This window comes from Parasphingorhabdus sp. (genome assembly GCF_039982415.1).
Taxonomy (GTDB): Bacteria; Pseudomonadota; Alphaproteobacteria; order Sphingomonadales; family Sphingomonadaceae; genus Parasphingorhabdus.
In genome coordinates, this window is the sequence record NZ_JBDWYL010000001.1 from 176,417 (window position 1) to 194,508 (window position 18,092).

The 18,092-nt window shown below is 50.1% G+C and carries 19 protein-coding genes; 4 read left to right on the top strand and 15 right to left on the bottom strand.

Features of this window, described 5'->3' with window-relative positions; all coding sequences use genetic code 11:
- Positions 1 to 39 precede the first annotated feature (39 nt).
- The 3 genes from ABJU74_RS00855 to arfB form a co-directional block, all read right to left on the bottom strand.
- Positions 40 to 525, bottom strand: coding sequence for a GAF domain-containing protein (locus ABJU74_RS00855; protein ID WP_348385691.1), 486 nt, complete (start codon positions 523 to 525; stop codon positions 40 to 42).
- A gap of 126 nt (positions 526 to 651) precedes the next feature.
- On the bottom strand, positions 652 to 1,917 hold the full coding sequence (locus ABJU74_RS00860) for a DUF1996 domain-containing protein (RefSeq protein WP_348385692.1): 1,266 nt from the start codon (positions 1,915 to 1,917) through the stop codon (positions 652 to 654).
- 148 nt (positions 1,918 to 2,065) lie between these two features.
- Positions 2,066 to 2,467, bottom strand: a complete 402-nt coding sequence (gene arfB / locus ABJU74_RS00865; protein ID WP_348385693.1) for an alternative ribosome rescue aminoacyl-tRNA hydrolase ArfB — start codon at positions 2,465 to 2,467, stop codon at positions 2,066 to 2,068.
- A 360-nt stretch (positions 2,468 to 2,827) separates the two neighbouring features.
- Between arfB and ABJU74_RS00870 the strand changes: the two genes are divergently transcribed.
- On the top strand, positions 2,828 to 3,535 hold the full coding sequence (locus ABJU74_RS00870; protein WP_348385694.1) for a response regulator transcription factor: 708 nt from the start codon (positions 2,828 to 2,830) through the stop codon (positions 3,533 to 3,535).
- A gap of 81 nt (positions 3,536 to 3,616) precedes the next feature.
- On the opposite strand, the gene ABJU74_RS00875 is transcribed toward ABJU74_RS00870, so the two are convergent.
- The 5 genes from ABJU74_RS00875 to ABJU74_RS00895 form a co-directional block, all read right to left on the bottom strand.
- A complete protein-coding gene (locus ABJU74_RS00875; RefSeq protein ID WP_348422831.1) occupies positions 3,617 to 4,447 on the bottom strand; it encodes a metallophosphoesterase family protein in 831 nt (276 codons plus the stop codon).
- A gap of 50 nt (positions 4,448 to 4,497) precedes the next feature.
- A complete protein-coding gene (locus ABJU74_RS00880) occupies positions 4,498 to 5,679 on the bottom strand; it encodes a saccharopine dehydrogenase NADP-binding domain-containing protein (RefSeq protein ID WP_348385696.1) in 1,182 nt (393 codons plus the stop codon).
- A gap of 96 nt (positions 5,680 to 5,775) precedes the next feature.
- Positions 5,776 to 6,330, bottom strand: a complete 555-nt coding sequence (gene dcd, locus ABJU74_RS00885; RefSeq protein WP_348385697.1) for a dCTP deaminase — start codon at positions 6,328 to 6,330, stop codon at positions 5,776 to 5,778.
- 41 nt (positions 6,331 to 6,371) lie between these two features.
- Positions 6,372 to 7,064 (bottom strand): GH25 family lysozyme, encoded by a 693-nt coding sequence (locus ABJU74_RS00890; protein WP_348385698.1) that lies wholly within the window; start codon positions 7,062 to 7,064, stop codon positions 6,372 to 6,374.
- Positions 7,065 to 7,116: 52 nt separating this feature from the next.
- The gene (locus ABJU74_RS00895; RefSeq protein ID WP_348385699.1) at positions 7,117 to 7,599 is read right to left on the bottom strand and encodes a UPF0262 family protein; all 483 of its coding nucleotides are present in this window, start codon (positions 7,597 to 7,599) and stop codon (positions 7,117 to 7,119) included.
- Positions 7,600 to 7,753: 154 nt separating this feature from the next.
- On the opposite strand from ABJU74_RS00895, the gene ABJU74_RS00900 reads away from it, so the two are divergent.
- Positions 7,754 to 9,253 (top strand): replicative DNA helicase, encoded by a 1,500-nt coding sequence (locus tag ABJU74_RS00900; RefSeq protein ID WP_348385700.1) that lies wholly within the window; start codon positions 7,754 to 7,756, stop codon positions 9,251 to 9,253.
- 66 nt (positions 9,254 to 9,319) lie between these two features.
- On the opposite strand, the gene ABJU74_RS00905 is transcribed toward ABJU74_RS00900, so the two are convergent.
- The gene (locus tag ABJU74_RS00905) at positions 9,320 to 10,714 is read right to left on the bottom strand and encodes a cytochrome P450 (RefSeq protein WP_348385701.1); all 1,395 of its coding nucleotides are present in this window, start codon (positions 10,712 to 10,714) and stop codon (positions 9,320 to 9,322) included.
- A 218-nt stretch (positions 10,715 to 10,932) separates the two neighbouring features.
- On the opposite strand from ABJU74_RS00905, the gene ABJU74_RS00910 reads away from it, so the two are divergent.
- On the top strand, positions 10,933 to 11,685 hold the full coding sequence (locus tag ABJU74_RS00910) for a hypothetical protein (RefSeq protein WP_348385702.1): 753 nt from the start codon (positions 10,933 to 10,935) through the stop codon (positions 11,683 to 11,685).
- Between the two features lie 299 nt (positions 11,686 to 11,984).
- Positions 11,985 to 12,290 (top strand): hypothetical protein, encoded by a 306-nt coding sequence (locus ABJU74_RS00915; protein ID WP_348422650.1) that lies wholly within the window; start codon positions 11,985 to 11,987, stop codon positions 12,288 to 12,290.
- Positions 12,291 to 12,539: 249 nt separating this feature from the next.
- On the opposite strand, the gene ABJU74_RS00920 is transcribed toward ABJU74_RS00915, so the two are convergent.
- From ABJU74_RS00920 to astD, 6 genes are all read right to left on the bottom strand, one after another.
- Positions 12,540 to 13,328: a phosphoadenylyl-sulfate reductase gene (locus ABJU74_RS00920; protein ID WP_348385704.1), complete on the bottom strand. Its 789-nt coding sequence runs from the start codon at positions 13,326 to 13,328 to the stop codon at positions 12,540 to 12,542.
- Positions 13,321 to 13,746, bottom strand: coding sequence for a DUF934 domain-containing protein (locus ABJU74_RS00925; protein WP_348385705.1), 426 nt, complete (start codon positions 13,744 to 13,746; stop codon positions 13,321 to 13,323). The genes ABJU74_RS00920 and ABJU74_RS00925 overlap by 8 nt, the downstream gene beginning before the upstream one ends.
- Positions 13,739 to 15,370 (bottom strand): nitrite/sulfite reductase, encoded by a 1,632-nt coding sequence (locus ABJU74_RS00930; RefSeq protein ID WP_348385706.1) that lies wholly within the window; start codon positions 15,368 to 15,370, stop codon positions 13,739 to 13,741. The genes ABJU74_RS00925 and ABJU74_RS00930 overlap by 8 nt, the downstream gene beginning before the upstream one ends.
- A 2-nt stretch (positions 15,371 to 15,372) precedes the next feature.
- Complete coding sequence (locus ABJU74_RS00935) at positions 15,373 to 15,669, bottom strand: DUF2849 domain-containing protein (RefSeq protein ID WP_348385707.1); 297 nt, start codon at positions 15,667 to 15,669, stop codon at positions 15,373 to 15,375.
- The gene (gene cobA / locus ABJU74_RS00940; RefSeq protein ID WP_348385708.1) at positions 15,666 to 16,469 is read right to left on the bottom strand and encodes a uroporphyrinogen-III C-methyltransferase; all 804 of its coding nucleotides are present in this window, start codon (positions 16,467 to 16,469) and stop codon (positions 15,666 to 15,668) included. Before cobA ends, ABJU74_RS00935 begins: the two co-directional genes overlap by 4 nt.
- 81 nt (positions 16,470 to 16,550) lie before the next feature.
- Positions 16,551 to 17,993, bottom strand: coding sequence for a succinylglutamate-semialdehyde dehydrogenase (astD, locus tag ABJU74_RS00945; protein WP_348385923.1), 1,443 nt, complete (start codon positions 17,991 to 17,993; stop codon positions 16,551 to 16,553).
- Between the last annotated feature and the right edge of the window lie 99 nt (positions 17,994 to 18,092).

Here is an 18,092-nt window from a genome sequence, read left to right on the forward strand (position 1 = left end):
AAGACTGTCTCGAAATGGGGCAAAAAAGTTACCGCATTTTTAACCAAGTCGATTAGCAATTGCCGCCACCAGTTTTGTCATGCCGGCTTCGTCCTCGGCCGAGAAACGATCGGGTAGGGGGCTGTCGAGATCAAGCACTGCGGTGACGCGTCCATCGATGCCAATCGGCACAACCAATTCGCTGCGACTGTCGGCATCACAGGCAATATGCCCCGGGAAAGCATGCACATCCGCAACGCGTTGAACCTGATTTGTGGAAGCTGCGGCACCACATACGCCGGTATCGAGGGCGATACGAATGCATGCGCTCTTGCCTTGAAAAGGGCCAAGCACTAATTCGCCATCGATCATTCGATAAAATCCGGCCCAATTAAGGTCCGGAAGAAATTGCCAAATCAGCGCCGATATATTGGCCATATTGGCAATGCTATCTGACTCTCCATCGGTTAACGCGCAAGCGGCAGATATGAGATCATCGTAAAGCTGCTCAGGCGGCTGGTTTTGCGATATGGAAAATTCATGCATGCCGATGCCGCTATCAGCTTTCAGGCCTTGGGTTCAAGCCCATATCGAACGCGATGGCTAATGGCGTAGTTTTTAATTATGCGAAAATCTGATTTTTTGCAGACCCATTAGAATATTCGTTCCTCTTTAGGTTCTCTCTGGAGGCGCAACTAGCCGCGGATCGGCTAACGCCTTAAACCCTTCAAAGCGTTTCATCTGCTCACCATTGCCAAGATCACCGCCGGAACAGTTGAGCAATTTATTGATGCAATTGGCGGTCCATTTTTCCATCACGCTGTCGTCCCAAGCGCCAAACCAGTCGGAGTGGAAAGTTGAACCCGGGGTGTGCGGCATCATACCCTCCATCCGGTCCGATGAGAAATACCATGTCTTGGTCATCGGATCGAGATTCCCGGTCCGGTCCAATGTGTCATCAGTTGTGTACCAGGCGGCCAAGGTAAATGTCGGGACAACATAAGGGTGGGTTTCGGGGCATTTCGCATAGCCCTCTTGCCCATAGGACGTGCGGGCCATATGCGATCTGTGGTCAGGGCTGTCGAGATTGACACCATCCCAACAGGATGGCGCAGAAAGAATGGCACCCAATTCGGCACCGGATGGGCAATTAACAGCGGCTTCAGGAATATTGGCATATTTGCCCGGCGTCGAGCCTTCTCCTTGGCAATTCAGGTAGAAGGGGGATCCATTCGCAGGATCTTGCATATTATAGCCGAAGACATAACGCAGGCCACGCGGCAGGGCGACGCAGGCTTTTCCGATACGCTGGCATTCTGGATCCGTATCTGGGCGGCGCTTATAATAGATAGATACGCGATTGGGCATGACGATCTGGCCTTCGCCATTCATCATCGATGGAATCCAATAAGCAGAACGGTTGAGCATATTGTCACAAGTACTCTCGCCGGTTGTGCGTAAAGATTCATAGGTAGAGTTGGCATTCGCTTTGGTGTTGCCGAAAAAAGTATGCAAGTGGGACTTGCCCGGCTGACCGGGATAAACAATCGGGTCATCATAGGCATTATGACTGGGTGTGCAGTGAAAACGAAATGCGCCAACGACATCTGGTTCATTGCTGACTGGCACCTGGCCATGGCCCCAGGACGGAACAAGATATTGGCTAACATCGAAGTTGCTGGGAATGGCTGGCAGGCCTTCTGTTGGACCTTCTGCTGTTGGCGGTGCGGTTGGGGTGGGTGCGGGCGTAGGTGCCGGCGTGGGAGCAGGAGCTGGTGCGGGCACCGTCGTTGTGGTGGTTTGCGGTAATGTCACGGCGCTGCCGCCGCTAGACCCGGATTGCGATTTGCAACCGGATAATAGGCTAATCACTAACGCGGAGGATATTGCCGCTGTTCTCAGGGGCCGTCTTTGGCTTTTTTCGATGGAATTAATCATGCCAAAAGTCATAAACTTGACAATTTAATTCAGGCTGTTGACCTATAGTTAACCGATATCAATCATAAGACGTAACGACTTGTAAATCAGTCTAAATCGAAGCGTTCTGGATCAAATGCCCTTGGGCCGCGATAGGGTGCCAGTGATTTCAATCCCAATTGGGTTTGCTGCGGGTTTTTTTGAGATTAGATTTTTTCTTTTTGGAATCTACCCGTCGGGCTTTTGCAGCGCGGCTGGGTTTCGTCTTAATCCGGCGCGCATCACGCTGATGGGCTTCGACCAATAGGTCTTCCAGTCTCTTGCGGGCTTCTGCTCTATTGGCTTCTCTTGTCCGATGCTCGCGTACGGTCAACACCAATTCACCACCGCTGGTCATTTTGCGACCGGCGAGGAGACGCAATTTCCGAAAAGCAAAAGGCGGCAATCGCAAAGCATAAACGTTGACCCGCAACTGCACAGCGGTCTCTACCTTATTAACATTCTGACCACCGGGCCCAGAGGCGGCAAGAAAGGTTTCGCTGATCGCGCTGTCGGGAATATCGAAATCCATGGTCACCATCTAGTCGATAAATATTAACGATCATAGAGTCCGAACGCGTTGATTGGGTAAGCGGAATAAGGGACTTCAATCCAGGATTTTGAACAAAAAGTGGATGGATCAAGTGGGAAAGTTCATGAAAATCGACAATTTTCGATAAAAAAGTTAATTTTTTTTCGGAGCGGTTCAGAGTCCTGAAACGACTCATTTCTGCGGCTTACAGAGTCGTGCAACCTATCGCGACTCGTGCTGAATCCTAGATTAATTGAAAATTAACCTTTTACGTTCATCTGTCTTATGGTTAATAAATGATCGAGGGGCTTCGGGAATGTACCTGTCGCCGGTGCGTAAACTAAGAAAAGGGGCTGCCCAATGCGTGTGCTGCTGATTGAAGATGAGCCAACAACTGCAAAAGCGATTGAGCTGATGCTGACGACAGAAGGCTTTAATGTATACACGACCGATTTAGGGGAAGAAGGCCTCGATTTGGGTAAGCTGTATGATTATGACATTATTTGTCTCGATCTGAACCTGCCTGATATGCATGGTTATGATGTTCTCAAGAAGCTGCGTGTTGCCAAGGTGCAAACACCGGTTCTTATTCTTTCCGGCATTAGCGAAATGGACAGCAAAGTGCGGTCCTTTGGCTTTGGTGCCGATGATTATGTGACCAAGCCTTTCCATCGCGAAGAGCTTGTCGCCCGTATTCACGCTGTTGTGCGCCGTTCTAAAGGCCACTCACAATCGGTTATCCGGACCGGTAAGCTGGCGGTGAACCTTGATGCCAAAACCGTAGAAGTGGATGGCAATCGGGTACATTTGACCGGCAAGGAATATGCAATGCTTGAATTGCTTTCTTTGCGGAAGGGCACAACGCTAACCAAAGAAATGTTCCTCAACCATCTCTATGGCGGAATGGATGAGCCGGAACTCAAAATTATCGACGTGTTTATTTGCAAATTGCGTAAAAAACTGGCTCTGGCTTGTGGCGGCGAAAATTACATCGAAACCGTCTGGGGCCGCGGATATGTTCTTCGTGATATGGAAGAAGAAGCTGGTCCAGAAGTTCAAGTTGCTTAAGGCGGTTTAAGCCAAGAGCAGTTAAGTCACTACCCAAAATATCGGCGGGGCCTTAACAGGTTCCGCCGTTTTTGTATCTGCCTATTGTGAAAGCGCTGTATCGAGATACCAACGCTGCTCGCCTTCGAGCGCCAAGGCGGTTAGTTTTTCGGTATAATAGGCTCCGGTATCAATGCCGATCCGATTGCCTTTTTCGATGACATCATCATTGATCGTGTGACCATAAACAATCACCTTCTCATGCGGATCTTTCGCGGACAGAAATTCTTCGCGTATCCACCGCAAATCTTTCGGCTTTTGTTCTTCTAGAGCGATACCGGGGCGTATGCCTGCATGGACAAATGCGTAGTCCCCGATCACGATTTGATTTTCGAAATTTTTGACAAATTCAATATGATGGGATGGGATCAGATCCGGAAGTCGCTCAGCCAAGGCATTATTGTCTAGATCCATATATTCTCTTATGCTGATTTCGTAGCTGAGAATGGTCTCTTTTCCGCCAATTCGATTGAAAAAACGCGTGGCTTTTTCACTGCCTGCCGCGGCAGCAAGATAGACTTCCTCGTGATTGCCCATCAAGAACCGGACATGGCCGCGCTCTTGTTTGAGCTTCATGGCTGTTTCGATAACACCCGCACTGTCCGGACCACGATCGATCAAATCGCCCAGAAAGATAATCTCAGTCGCAGCTTTTCCGCGCTGTTGGTCGTCAGCATCAATCTTTTCGATCAACTTTAAGAGCAAATCGTTGCGGCCATGAATATCGCCAATGGCGTAGATGCGGCGCCCTTCGGGCACACGGGCTATATCCAGAGGCTGGGCAGCGGATTTCTTTTTAAAAAGGCGGCTGAGCATAACGGTGTTAAACTTATTATCGCTGGCTAAAATTTCGAGAGGCCAGCATTGATACAAGCTGACCTCGTTTCTCTACCATGTTTTAGGTGAACGGAAAATGATGCAGATCAGCTTTCTACTGCAAAGCTGAGACCAGCGCTAGATTCCAATCTCTTGATGAGTTTTTTGCCCATCAAAGCACCCGGCGTCCAAACACCGCCACCTTTTTTATTTCCGTCTTGGGCAATGCACAAAGCGGCTTCCGCGATCATTTTTGATGTTGATCCATAGCCGGGATCCTTATCGCCCTTCACGCAAAGACTAGCGGTATCGCCATCGGCTGTCTCACCGAGAAATAGCACGTCATAGTAACCATTTTCACGCTCTTCCGGGGTAGGACCTTCACCGGGCTTGGGCGCATCATCACCGCCAAGGGGGTTCGCTTTTGCTAGCATTTCTGCCGCTTGCTTACCCATTTCTCCGGGACTGGTGACAACCATTTCGTCATAAACAAAATCTTCGCCATATGGAAAGTCGAGGAGAAAATTCGTGCGGTGCACATTCTTGGTGTTGATCGGAGCCATGATGAATGGTGCGACCCAGCTGTCCAATGTTTGGTCTTTTTTCGGGATCATCATATTGGGTTGATCCGGTCCTTCAAAGCCTGGCGTCAGGCCAAAACTGCTCGACAATATTTTCACCAGTGCCGGGTTTTTGGCAATTGCTTTCATTGTTGCTTTCAAGCTTGCCGCTGTTCCACCAGAAAACGTACCCTCCATCGCGCGGACACGGCCTTTGACTCGCGTTGCTGGTTTATCGAACCGCTTTTTAATATCTTTTTGCAGAGCCCAGACGCCCAAATCAAACGGGATGGAATCGAATCCGCAGGAAAAACATATTTGAGCACCAGATTTTTCGGCGGCTTCCTGATGTTCATCGATTTTTTCGCGCATCCAGCCTGGTTCGCCGCACAGGTCGACATAATGGGTCCCTTGGGAGACACAGGCGCTGACCATCGTATCGCCATAAAGCTGATAAGGTCCAACGGTTGTTAAAATGACTGTGGCGCGACCAGCCATGTCCTCGATCGATGCTGCATCATCGGAATCGGCGACAATCAGCGGCGTGTCGGCGGGTGCGCCGATCAGGTCTCTTACTTCTTCGAGCTTACTCATGGATCGACCTGCCATCGCCCATTTGGGTGCATCTGCGCCAACGCCATATTGTTGGACCATATATTCTGCAACCAACCGACCGGTATAGCCTGTGGATCCGTAGATTATGACATCAAATTCTCGTGCATCAGCCATGCAAATTCTCCTGATTTTTTATTTTCGCCCTTGTCTTGTTTCAGAAGCTAGGGTGCTTTCACAAAGGAAACAAGCAATGGATTATATGGCGGATCTTTATAGTTTGGGCAGTGTTACACCTCTTTGGCCCATATATTTACCAGCGCGTTCGGCGTAGCTGGTTTCACATGGTTCATTCCCTTTTAGAAACAGGAATTGGCAAGCGCCTTCATTGGCATAAATTTTCGCGGGCAGGGGCGTCGTGTTGGAAAATTCCAATGTCACATGGCCTTCCCAGCCGGGCTCCAAGGGTGTCACATTGACGATGATCCCGCACCGCGCATAAGTAGATTTGCCTAGGCAGATAACCAATACATCCCGTGGGATCCGGAAATATTCAACCGTGCGCGCAAGCGCGAAGCTATTGGGCGGAATGATACAACAATCAGTCTTGCGATCCACTAAACTATTGGCATCGAAATTTTTAGGATCGACAACCGCGCTATCGACATTTGTGAAAATCTTAAATTCATCTGCGACCCGGGCGTCATAGCCATATGAGGACAGTCCATAGCTGATACAGCCGTCGCGCTTCTGTCCTTCGACAAAAGGTTCGATCATCTTGCTTTTGTTCGCTTCCTCGCGAATCCATCTGTCCGATAATATGCTCATATTTCTCTTTCTTTTGCGATTAACGGACTATGCCGACAAGCCTAGGGCCGCACAACATTCCAATTGACCGGACCATCTATACCGCTGATGCGGCGCATATCAGAAGCTCTCCACATGACCCATGGCTTGGTGGCGTAATCGGGTGGGAAAAAATTGCTTTCCAACCAGAAGGTCCGATTGATTCCGCTACTGATATTATATTCCTCTTCAAATTCTTGTGACACAATAATGATGGCCGGTTTGCCGCTATGGCCCTCAATCTGATTCAAAAAAGTATTTAGCTCGCTGAGCACAAGCGCTCGCCCGGGGCGATCTTTGCAATCATTATCATAAGCCAATCGGATGGCAGGCGGCAGGATGTTTTCTTCGCGCGGAACAGTCGTGACAAAGACCGTGGCTTGATCGGTTGCCAAGCGGCAGAGGCTATATTCGTGCACCGCTCCGTAACGAATACCGGCTTCTCGAGCGCCTTTGATGTTGGTCGCAAAGGCCGCATCGCGTTCTTCTGCGCCATTGGTTGCCCGGATATAAGCGAAATCGACGCCGGTGGCGCCGGCGACATGCCAGACGATTTGCCCATGGCTTGCGTCAACAGAAATGCCCTGTACCGGATATTGGTCGCGCGGCGGGGCCCAACCAATGGTAATATTCCTTAGTACAAAGGCAATTATCAGCAATGCAATAGCGATCAAGCCGAACCGCAGTAAGGTATTTTTTCTGCTTTTATCGGACACTGTAATTCCCTGAAACACGACGCGGTAAGACGATTGGGCGGCTAAGAATCGTCTAATTCTTGATATGCAATACACAGATTAAAGTGAAGAGGCGACGGGCGGTTTTAAAATCAACTTCAATTTTCCCATCCAACCGCTCGGTAAGCAGCTCGGCGCCCAAATCATGGACTCCCCGGCGCGCCATATCGATGGTTTCAATCTCTTGCGCGGTCGCTTTGCGGATCGCTTGATAATAGCTGTCGCAAATCGCAAAATAATCGCGAATGGGACGACGAAATCGCCCCAATGCCAAGATCAGAGTTTCGAGCGGGTCGCCATTGTCCCGCGCGATGGAAATGACCAAACGTCCTTCTTGCACACTCAAGTGAAGTTTATAGGGCCCGGCATAACCATCATCATGTTCCCGCAAGGGATTGAAATGATTGTCTTCTATCAAATCAAAAATTGCGATACGGCGCTCTTGCTCAATATCAGCATTGCGCCACAAAATGGTCGCTTCGTCGAGTTCAACATTTATGATGCGCGGATCGGACATTGCCGCTCTGTTGCCGCAGCTCTGGGGTGAGGACAAGTTTTTTTGCACTGCTCTTGTAAACATTCATGCTTATCCACAAGACTGTCCCCGATTGATTTGCAAAAATCATCGGAACCCACTTGCTCAAAATCGCTGTAGCGTGAATGATAGTGTCATGGCCGAATTAGTTCGTTTTGATGCAGTTGAAGAAGATGCACAGCGCTTGCCGCGTAATGTCGAGGCAGAAGCGACCTTTTTGGGTGCCTTGCTGATTGATAATCGCGTGGCCGAAGATGTGCAGATAAAATTGCGCCCGGAGCATTTTTACGAACCGCTTCACGGTCGCATCTATGAGCAGGCCTTAAAGCTGCTCGACCGTAACATGGTGGTAACGCCGGTAACGCTTAAACCTTATTTTGAGGCCGATGAAGCCATGAAGGTTCTAGGTGGTCCTTCCTATTTGGCCAAATTGACTGGAGACGGCGCAGGCTTGATTGGCGCTCGTGATTTTGCCGATCAAATATATGATCTGGCTTTGCTTCGTGAACTGGTGAGTGTCGGGCGAAGTTTGGTCGACAGCGCGCTGGACACCAGTGAAACGGTTGATCCCAAGACACAGATTGAAGAGGCCGAATCCGCGCTCTATCGGGTTTCTGAAGGCGAAGCACAAGAAGGTGGTGTGAAATCATTTGTGGCAGCGTCAACGGAGGCACTAAGCAATGTAGAGCGGGCCTTTAACAGCGGCGGCAAGGTGTCGGGCATTACGACGGGATTGACTGATCTCAATGCCAAAATGGGCGGCTTGCATAAAAGTGATTTGCTCATTCTCGCCGGACGCCCCGGCATGGGTAAGACATCGCTCGCGACCAATATCGCTTTTAACGCAGCCAACCGGTATCGCCGTGATGTGCAGGACGGGATTGAACCGGCCGATTCCTTAGGCGCAAAGACCGTCTTTTTCAGTCTAGAAATGTCGGCTGATCAATTGGCCACCAGAATTTTGTCCGAACAAGCAGAAATTAGTTCCGAGAAATTGCGCATGGGTGCGATCAGCCGGGATGAAATGCATCGCTTGGCTCTTGCATCGCGCGAATTGCAGGATTTGCCGCTTTTCATCGACGACACGCCGGCTTTAACCATTGCTGCCTTGCGAACGCGAGCGCGCAGGTTGCAGCGGCGGAGCGGTATTAATTTGATCGTAGTGGATTATCTTCAGCTCTTGCAAGGGTCCGGACGGGCTAATGATAATCGGGTCAATGAAATTTCGGAAATCAGCCGGGGACTAAAGACCCTAGCCAAAGAGCTTAACTGTCCCGTCATCGCCTTATCCCAGCTTAGCCGGCAAGTGGAAAGCCGCGAAGATAAACGTCCACAGCTTTCAGATTTGCGTGAATCGGGTTCGATTGAGCAAGATGCCGATATCGTGATGTTCATATATCGCGACGAATATTATCATCTTGCCGTAAAACCGGATGATCCCGATGAACATTCAACCGAGGAACAAAAAGCCAAATATCTGGCATGGGAAACAGATCATCAAAGCAAGGTTGGCAAGGCGACTGTGATCGTCGCGAAAAACCGCCAGGGTTCAACTGGTAACATCCAGCTCAGCTTCTTGAGCGAATTCACCAAATTTGGTGATCTGGCCTATGGCGATGGACCTGATGCCTATTGAACCCGGGGACAGGCGCTGGCGTCGCTACAATCCGAGTTTAATAGCTTTATCTGCCCAATTCCGGTTTCAGAGCTTTTCCAATTGAACTGGCAGGCCATCCCTGGGTTGCGGGATAGGGAAAACTTGCCAATCTGGTTCATAGTCCGGTCCGCCCGCGAGCGTCACGCGATTTTGCGTGAGCATGGAATGCATCAAAATCTTGATTTGCATATAGGCAAAATGCAGCCCCAGACACATATGCGCTCCACCACCAAAAGGCACCCATGCATATTTATGGCGCCCTGCGCTATTTTCCGGCGTAAACCGCATCGGATCAAACTTGTGGGGATCTGGCCAGTGTTTTTCCATCTTATGGACGAATTGCGGGCTGATACCAATATTGGTTCCTGCGGGAATTATATAATTGCGGAAGGTGAATTCCTTAATTGCACGCCGCGGAATACTGGGGACAGGGGGGATCATCCGCAAGGACTCCTTGAACGCCATTTCCGTCAAATCCAATTTGCCGAGATCATCATAAGCCAGCGGTTGGCCCGCGGGCGCAACGGATAAACATTCTTCGCGAAGCTTGTCCTGCCATTGTGGATGTTTGGCGAGCAAATAAATCATGCTGGTGGCGGATGATGTGATCGTATCATGCGCCGCCATCATCAGGAAATTCATGTGATCAACGACTTCATCCTCGGTCAACAAACTTCCATCAGCGTGGGTGGCCAGGCAAATTTGGGTGAAAATATCTTCACCGCCTTTTTCCCGTCGCTCCTTCACTTGGGGTGTGAAATAGCTCAGCAGATATTCCCGTGCCTTAACGCCGCGCCACATTTTCGTAAACGGTATTGGCGAGCGAGCAATCCCCACTGAGGCTTGCACCTCGTCCACAAAGGCTTTGTTGATCTTGTCGGCTTCGGGGCCCCAGGGAATGCCCAATATGGCGCTGGCAGCCGTATCCAGTGATAGTGACTTAATCGCGGGATAAAATTCAAAATTGTTACCGCTCCATCCGGCTACGCGCTCGGCAATACCCTCGTTGAGAACTTTGCAGTGATGTTTCATCGGACCTGGCTTGAACGCCACCGAAAGGGCTTTGCGATCGGCTCGATGATGGTCAAAATCCATCAACATCAAGCCTCTCGGGAAGAGATTGTTCAACACGGGACCCCAGCCTTGTTCGTTGGAGAAAATCTTATCTTTGTTGAACATTACTAACTCGGTAGCATCAGCACCGAGCAAGGTAACATTGTCTTTTCCGAAATTATACGTGCGATAGACGGATCCATATTTTTCAAACATGCGTCGCCCAAACCCGGTTGGGTCTTTGATTAACTGCAAAGTGGAACCAATAACAGGCAGTCCATCTTCGCCTGGAATGTGCGCGAGCGCTTCTTTGCTTGGCGGCTTAACCCAATGGGGATTCGCGGTTTCAGTATAAGGATGTCCGTGGGCTTGTACTGCGCTCGCCAAAGTGAAAGCTCCTGAAAAGGTGGGTTTCTAATTGTGTAATAGCTGCTTTCATTAATGTCAGCAAGCTTCTCCGTTCATTTCCAATTCAATCCATCAATGTTACATAATAGGGCAACAAGAAAACTATCCAGACAGATGGCGTTTAATCCGTTTAAGATGGTTCAACCGGCTGGCAGTCGAAAACCTATTCGGCTTAATGAGCAACAGGGGATTTCAAAATGACGCGTTTTTCATGGGACAAATTGATGAAACCGGCAATGTTGGGCGGTGCTCTCATTAGCCTCAGTGCTTGCGCTTATGGTGGCGCCTATGGCGATGGCTATGTCAACGGGGCGGGTTATGATTGCGATCCCTATGCGGCCTTTGATGACTATTATGCCTGTGACAGTGGATATGGATATGCCAATATCGGCTATGGTGGTGGCTGGTATGACAACTACTATTATCCGGGATATGGATTTTATATTTTTGACCGTGGCGGCTATCGCTACGCAATGAAGCGGCACCATCGCCGTTATTGGTCGCGGCAACGAGCGAAATTCGGTTCGCGTCATGGAAATCGCGGATATACCCGAGCTGATCGGCGGCGAAATTTAACGCCTGCGCAACGCGCAGAACGACGAGATCGAAGAGCAGAACGTCGGCGAAACCTAACCCCGGAGCAAAGAGCGGAGCGGCGCGATCGCCGGGCAGAAAATCGGCAAGGCCGCAATGATGCACGAACCGGACGCGCCGGATTGCGCGATGGGGCCATTCGAGGTCGCCGCGGTTCTGAAACACGGCAAACACGGCGGACGAACCGTCAATCTACAGGTGCGCGTTCCCAAAGAGCAGCGCAGCCGGCCCGGTCTGCGGTTCGACAACGTCCTGCTCCAGTAGCGCGCCCGGCGCCGCGCCCGGCGCCCAGAGCGCGTCCCACCCGACGGTCCTCTCGCGGCGAAGTATCGCGCCGCAACGTCAATCGGGATTGATAATCCGCTACAAGGGAATGAAACGAACAGCAAAGCGCTCTTTTTCTGACCACGTCAGACACCAGATGATGTTACGGTAAATCACGAAAGCTGATGAACATAGTAAGATCGTGTGCGGCAAAAATCGCAAATGTCAAATCTTGTTCAAAAGCGGCGATCGATGAACGATTGCGCATTGCAGCGACGTTGAAAATGATGTTTAGCCATCTGGCAGTTCAAGGGGTTTGATGAGACAATCACGCAGCCCGGAGATTGCAGTCCTGACTGACATTTTCTCATCACGCTAGGTTAGCCGATATATGCGAATGCAAGATATACTCGTGGATGTTTATGCAGATTCTACGTTGATTGGAACATCTAAACTTTATCAGCTAAACCGAGACACTGGCTTTGCTTCTGGTACTTTTGTGGCTGCAGAACCTTATGATGAAAAGCTTCACGCAACGGTTTTGGAAGGTGACTATCTTGGGCCACGCGCATCCGTTTTGAAAATTCAAACGGATGGCCATGGTTGGATGGAATGCGATGCCATTGCCATTCACGATTTTTCCAATCTTCTGGGCGAAATTGAGATTAACCTCTGCGGTCTGATTGCACCCGCTTAAGCGCAAGCAGCCGCTCGCCCGTCTTCAATTTAAGAGGCAGTATCCTTTGCGAGAGGGATATGCTTGCCTTTGGTTCGGCTGGTCAAATGATATTTCCAGCAGCGATCACAGTGATATACGCGAAGCGGTACATTCGCATTGGCGATCGCGCGAAGCGCTTCATCCTGCGAGATATATCGCTTTTTCTTGGCGCAGATACTCAGCCTGGTCCGCATTTAATACCGTGCTGGATTTGGATAAAGCAGAGGATTAAAATATCGGATCATTGGCTCCATTTTCGTCGGGTTCACTGACCGGAATCGGTGTGACCTCTTCGTGAATGCCGCATTCGGTTTTGTCCCAACCGCGCCAGCGTCCCGCACGCGGATCTTCGCCCGGTTTAACTTTTGATGTGCAGGGTGCACAGCCAACAGATAGATAACCTTGCGCTTCTAAGGGGTGGCGCGGCAAATCATGCTCTTCAAAATAGGCTTCCAGATCCTCTTTAATCCAGTCGCCGAGCGGATTGATTTTGAGCTGTCCATCTTCAACTTCAAAGCGTGGGAGATTTTGACGGGTTACCGATTGAAACGCTTTGCGACCGGAAATCCAGCTGTTGAGCTGGGATTTGGCGCGCGCCAAAGGCTCAACTTTTCGAATTTCACAACAGCCATCTGGATCAAAAGACCACCGCAATCCATTTTCGTCTTTGGCTGCTATAGTCGCGATATCAGGCTGCACAATATTGGCATTTTTCAGGTCCAATAATCGGATGAGCGTGTCCCGATATTCTAATGTTTCGGGAAACATTTTTAACGTATCGACAAAGGTCACCGGGATTGTGGGATCGGCTTGAGCGACCAAATGCAAAAGTACCGCGCTCTCCGTCCCGAAAGATGAAACGACGGCGGTGCGGCCCAAATTGCCTTCTTCAAACAATGTCTTGAGCATAGCGGACGCGTGTACGCCTTCAAATCGCGTATTGAGCGCATCTGCATCAGCTTGTGTAAAATCAGGCCGTGCATCAATCACATCGAGTTTGCGTGCTGCTTCACCCATGACGCAATTTCCATATCGGGGCATGCTGATCTGACGTGCCTTGATAGACATGTTCATATCGATCCAATGCCCTTTGCATGACCGCCGGATCAATAGGTGCATCGGGAGCGAAGGCATCAAAACCGCACCGCCGCATATACGCAATTTGATCGACCAAAACATCGCCGCTGGCACGCAGTTCTCCAGCATAGCCGGCTTCCCGCAAAATCTGCGCCGCAGAATATCCCCGGCCGTCGCCAAAGGCTGGAAAATCAATTTCAATCAATGCCAATCGATCGAGCAAAGGAAGCAAGAGCCGGGCGTCTTCGCCAGCCTCTATGCGCACAGATGTTGCATTGGATTGATCAAGAAACGCATCCAACGAAACCGCTGGCTCTTCGTGCACGTCATCTTCTCGAAAACGAATAGGCTCAACCATAGATAGCCTCCTTAAATGCCGCCATACCAACGCGGCGATAGGTATCGATAAACCGCTCATCCTCTTGCCGTTCTTTAAGATAGAGATCGGTAACAGTTTCAATGGCATCGATGACGCCATCTTCGTCGAACCCTGGGCCGGTAATTTTGGCCAGACTAGTGTCTTCGGCCGCAGAACCACCAAGCAGCAATTGGTAATTTTCGGTGCCTTTCCGGTCGACACCCAAAATACCAATATGGCCAGCATGATGGTGACCACATGCATTGATGCAACCAGAAATTTTAAGCTTTAGCTCACCCAGTTCGCGTTGCCGGCCAAGATCTGCAAACCTTTCACTTATTTTTTGTGCGAGCGGAATAGAACGAGCATTGGCGAGGCTGCAATAATCAAGTCCAGGACAAGCAATGCTGTCAGTAATAAGGTCGAGATTAGCCGGAGCGAGACCCGCTGCGTCCAATTTTTGCCAAAGCGCATATAGGTCGCTTTTCTTAACATGGGGAAGGACGATATTCTGGCTATGGGTTACCCGAAGCTCATCAAAACTATATTGTTCGGCGAGATCAGCCATCAGATCGATTTGCGCGGATGAAGCATCACCCGGGATACCGCTGGTCGGTTTCAGGCTGATCGTGGCGATGGCATAGCCAGGCTGCTTATGGGCCACGATATTTTGATCTACCCAAAGGTTAAAGTCCGGGTCGCTCAAATCGAGTTCGTCGCTTGCATCTGCGATAAAGGCAGGATCTTGGAAATATTCTGAAATTCTAGCCAATTCTTCAACCGGAGGGTTGAGGCCCAGTTTTTTCATATGGGCAAATTCTTCTTCAACTTGGCGGGTATATTCTTCTTGGCCCAATTCGTGGACAAGAATTTTGATCCGCGCCTTATATTTATTGTCGCGTCGTCCGTAGCGATTGTAGACGCGCAGGCACGCTTCTGCGTAGCTGATAAGCTCATCGGCAGGAACGAAATCTCGGATTTCCGGAGCGATCATCGGGGTTCGACCCATTCCGCCGCCGACAAAAAATTTGGCGCCAAGCTGTCCGTCTTTGAGAACCAATTGGATGCCGATATCGTGCAAACGCATCGCGGCGCGATCTTCATCACTTGCGATGACAGCAATTTTAAATTTGCGCGGCAGATAAGAAAATTCAGGATGGAAACTGGACCATTGTCTCAGAATTTCGGCCCAGGGACGAGGATCTGCAATTTCGTCAGCTGCTGCGCCGGCATATTGATCGGATGAGATGTTGCGGATGCAATTGCCGCTGGTTTGTATAGCGTGCATCTCGACGGAAGCGAGGTCCGCCAAAATATCGGGCGCATCTTCCAGCTTAATCCAATTATATTGGATATTCTGGCGGGTTGTAAAATGCCCGTAATCCCGATCATATTTTCGGGCGATATGACCCAGCATCCGCATTTGTTTGCCGTTCAATGTCCCATAAGGAATAGCCACTCGCAGCATATAGGCATGCAATTGCAGATACAGCCCATTCATAAGCCGTAGGGGTTTAAACTGATCTTCAGTCAGTTCTCCAGCCAGCCGGCGTTCCACTTGGTCACGGAATTCCGCCACGCGGGTATCAACCATTTGCTGATCATATTTGTCATATTGATACATGTTTAAATCACCCAGTTTCCAGCATCGGGATCGGCTGGTTTTAAAGTTAAATCTGGTCTCACGGTCGGCCCCAACGCGCGTACGCGATCTTTGATATGGGCAGGGCGGGGACCGTTTTCGGTCATTTCTGCATCAATAGCATAGGGCACATTGACATGCCGCGCGGCCTCTTCTTGTTGCAAAATGGCTTCAAAATTATCGCCAACATCAACGGCATCTTCGACGTGGCGCGACCAATCACTTCCAGTCCACCAGGTTACATCACCTGTCTTGAGGTCATTTCCGGTTAAAATTTTCAAAATTCTACTCCCGCCATTTGGGCATATTCACGAAATTTATCTTGCGCATCGCCATAACGAGCGACTTCTCCGACCACCAATAATGCTGGGCTTTTGACATTTTCTCGCTTTACGAGATCGCCAAGATCGGTCAGCAGCGTTTGGAGGGCGCGAAAATTATCCCGTGTCCCATTTTCCAATATAGCCACGGGAAGATCTGGAGCCGCGCCATCGGCGATTAGCTTCTCTACAATGGCCTCCGCATTGGCAACGCCCATATATATGACCAACGTCCGACCTGCGCCGGCCAATCCAGACCAATTTTGGTCGGAAAGCCCCTTGCATTGCCCGGCAACGAAGGAAACAGCGCTCGATGCGTCGCGATGGGTTAGCGGCATTTTTGCTTGCGCGGAGCATCCTAATGCAGCGCTAATCCCTGGGACAACTTCAACCGTAACGCCAGCTTTCATACAATCGCTGGCTTCTTCTCCACCCCTTCCAAAAATAAATGGGTCTCCGCCTTTAAGCCTTACAACTTTTTGGCCTTTTAGGGCTTCTGCAATGAGAAGTGCATTGATCTTGTCTTGCGACATGCTGTGGCGTGACCGCTTTTTCGCAACAGAAACTCGCTTGGTTGTTGCCGGTGCCATGGCCAATATTTCTTCGCTGACCAAACCGTCATGCACGATAATATCAGCCTCCGTCAAAAGGCGAGCGGCTTTGAGTGTCAGCAACTCCGGATCGCCGGGGCCAGCCCCGACAAGATATACAATCGCTTGGCTAGAAGCGCTGTGCTTTTCAAAGGAGTGATTATTCGTCATAGGACCGATATGCGCTGATCCATGCATCTAATCAAAGCAGAAGTTTTTTTAGCGACCTAAGTTATACTATTGACCAATAAGCTAGGTTTCTAATTCAGTTTTGGACTTATCCTCATCTTTGAGCCCAATTCCGATCGACGCCCGGGTCTGATCTGCTTCCATTGATACAACTGGATAAGCACAATAATCAGCCGCATAGTAAGCGCTAGGGCGATGGTTTCCAGATAGTCCTATTCCGCCAAAAGGGGCTTCCGATGAAGCGCCGACGGTCATTTTGTTCCAGTTGACAATTCCCGCCCGACTATTTGACCAGAACTGGTCATATTGAGTCGCGCTGCCGCCGATCAGGGCAGCGGAAAGCCCGTAGCGTGTGTTGTTCGCCTCAGATATGGCTTCCTCGAATTCCGCGACCCGGATGATTTGCAATATCGGTCCAAATAGCTCGATATCTGGACGCTCTTCCATCGCTGTGACATCGATAATTCCGGGTGTCAGAAATGGCCGATCGTCTATCGGGCGAGCCATATGTTTAATCGGTCGGCCGCCATGGCTCATCAGCGCCAGAAAGCTTTCCGTCAAACCGTCGGCGACGGGATTATCAATGACTGGTCCCATAAAAGGGGCTGGATTGCTAAACGGTTCGTCAATGATCAAGCGATCTGCAATGCGTTTCACTTCTTTCACAACGCGATCGTAAAGTTCATCTTTCACAATCAAGCGGCTCGCGGCCGAACAGCGCTGACCAGCGGTTAAGAAAGCAGATTGCACAACCAAGACAGCGGCGCTGTGAATATCGTCCGTATCCCAAACGACAATAGGATTGTTACCGCCCATTTCCAGTGCCAAAATCTTGTCGGGACGGCTTGAGAATTGCCTATTGAGCGCAACACCAGTTTGCGCGGAGCCGGTAAAAAGCAAGCCATCTATGCCATCATTGGCGGTCAGTTGCTTACCGACATCCGGACCTCCATGCAAAATATTGATAACTCCATCGGGCAATCCCGCTTTTTCAAATGTATCAATCAAAAACTGTCCCACCGCGGGGGTTTTTTCCGAGGGTTTAAAAACAACCGCATTGCCAGCGATCAGGGCCGGAACAATATGCCCATTGGGCAAATGCGCTGGAAAATTATAGGGGCCGAGCACCGCCAAAACGCCATGAGGCTTGTGACGCAACGCGGCCCGCATATTGGGTTGACTTGTCAGCTGACGCTGGGACGTTCGCTCGGCATATGCATTGACGGATATATCAATTTTTTTGACCACCGCTTCAACTTCTGTGCGGGATTCCCAAATCGGCTTGCCGGTTTCACGGGAAATTAGTTCAGCTAGCTGTTCCGATTGACTGCGAATACGATTGGCATAACGGCGGACGGCTTCAATCCGTTTGGTGACCGGCAGGGCAGCCCATTTCGGCCAAGCTTCCCTGGCGCTGGCCACAGCGGCATCTGCATCGCCAGTTTGACCCTGCCATAAGACTGCGCCCGTGGCAGGTTCGGTGGAAATAATATCACTCAAAACAATGTTCCGTCACAATAATGGCCGTTGATTCTTCTTTTTTGTCGCGTCCAACGGGTTTCTAACTAGCTGATCCTGTTTAAAAATCCAGTAACTATGCGGCAA

Bases quoted from the DNA above. Each gene is read 5' to 3' on its own strand.
- ABJU74_RS00855 (WP_348385691.1), bottom strand. From the start codon at position 525: ATGCATGAATTTTCCATATCGCAAAACCAGCCGCCTGAGCAGCTTTAC.
- ABJU74_RS00860 (WP_348385692.1), bottom strand. From the start codon at position 1,917: ATGATTAATTCCATCGAAAAAAGCCAAAGACGGCCCCTGAGAACAGCG.
- arfB (WP_348385693.1), bottom strand. From the start codon at position 2,467: ATGGATTTCGATATTCCCGACAGCGCGATCAGCGAAACCTTTCTTGCC.
- ABJU74_RS00870 (WP_348385694.1), top strand. From the start codon at position 2,828: ATGCGTGTGCTGCTGATTGAAGATGAGCCAACAACTGCAAAAGCGATT.
- ABJU74_RS00880 (WP_348385696.1), bottom strand. From the start codon at position 5,679: ATGGCTGATGCACGAGAATTTGATGTCATAATCTACGGATCCACAGGC.
- dcd (WP_348385697.1), bottom strand. From the start codon at position 6,330: ATGAGCATATTATCGGACAGATGGATTCGCGAGGAAGCGAACAAAAGC.
- ABJU74_RS00895 (WP_348385699.1), bottom strand. From the start codon at position 7,599: ATGTCCGATCCGCGCATCATAAATGTTGAACTCGACGAAGCGACCATT.
- ABJU74_RS00900 (WP_348385700.1), top strand. From the start codon at position 7,754: ATGGCCGAATTAGTTCGTTTTGATGCAGTTGAAGAAGATGCACAGCGC.
- ABJU74_RS00910 (WP_348385702.1), top strand. From the start codon at position 10,933: ATGACGCGTTTTTCATGGGACAAATTGATGAAACCGGCAATGTTGGGC.
- ABJU74_RS00915 (WP_348422650.1), top strand. From the start codon at position 11,985: ATGCGAATGCAAGATATACTCGTGGATGTTTATGCAGATTCTACGTTG.
- ABJU74_RS00920 (WP_348385704.1), bottom strand. From the start codon at position 13,328: ATGGGTGAAGCAGCACGCAAACTCGATGTGATTGATGCACGGCCTGAT.
- ABJU74_RS00925 (WP_348385705.1), bottom strand. From the start codon at position 13,746: ATGGTTGAGCCTATTCGTTTTCGAGAAGATGACGTGCACGAAGAGCCA.
- ABJU74_RS00930 (WP_348385706.1), bottom strand. From the start codon at position 15,370: ATGTATCAATATGACAAATATGATCAGCAAATGGTTGATACCCGCGTG.
- cobA (WP_348385708.1), bottom strand. From the start codon at position 16,469: ATGACGAATAATCACTCCTTTGAAAAGCACAGCGCTTCTAGCCAAGCG.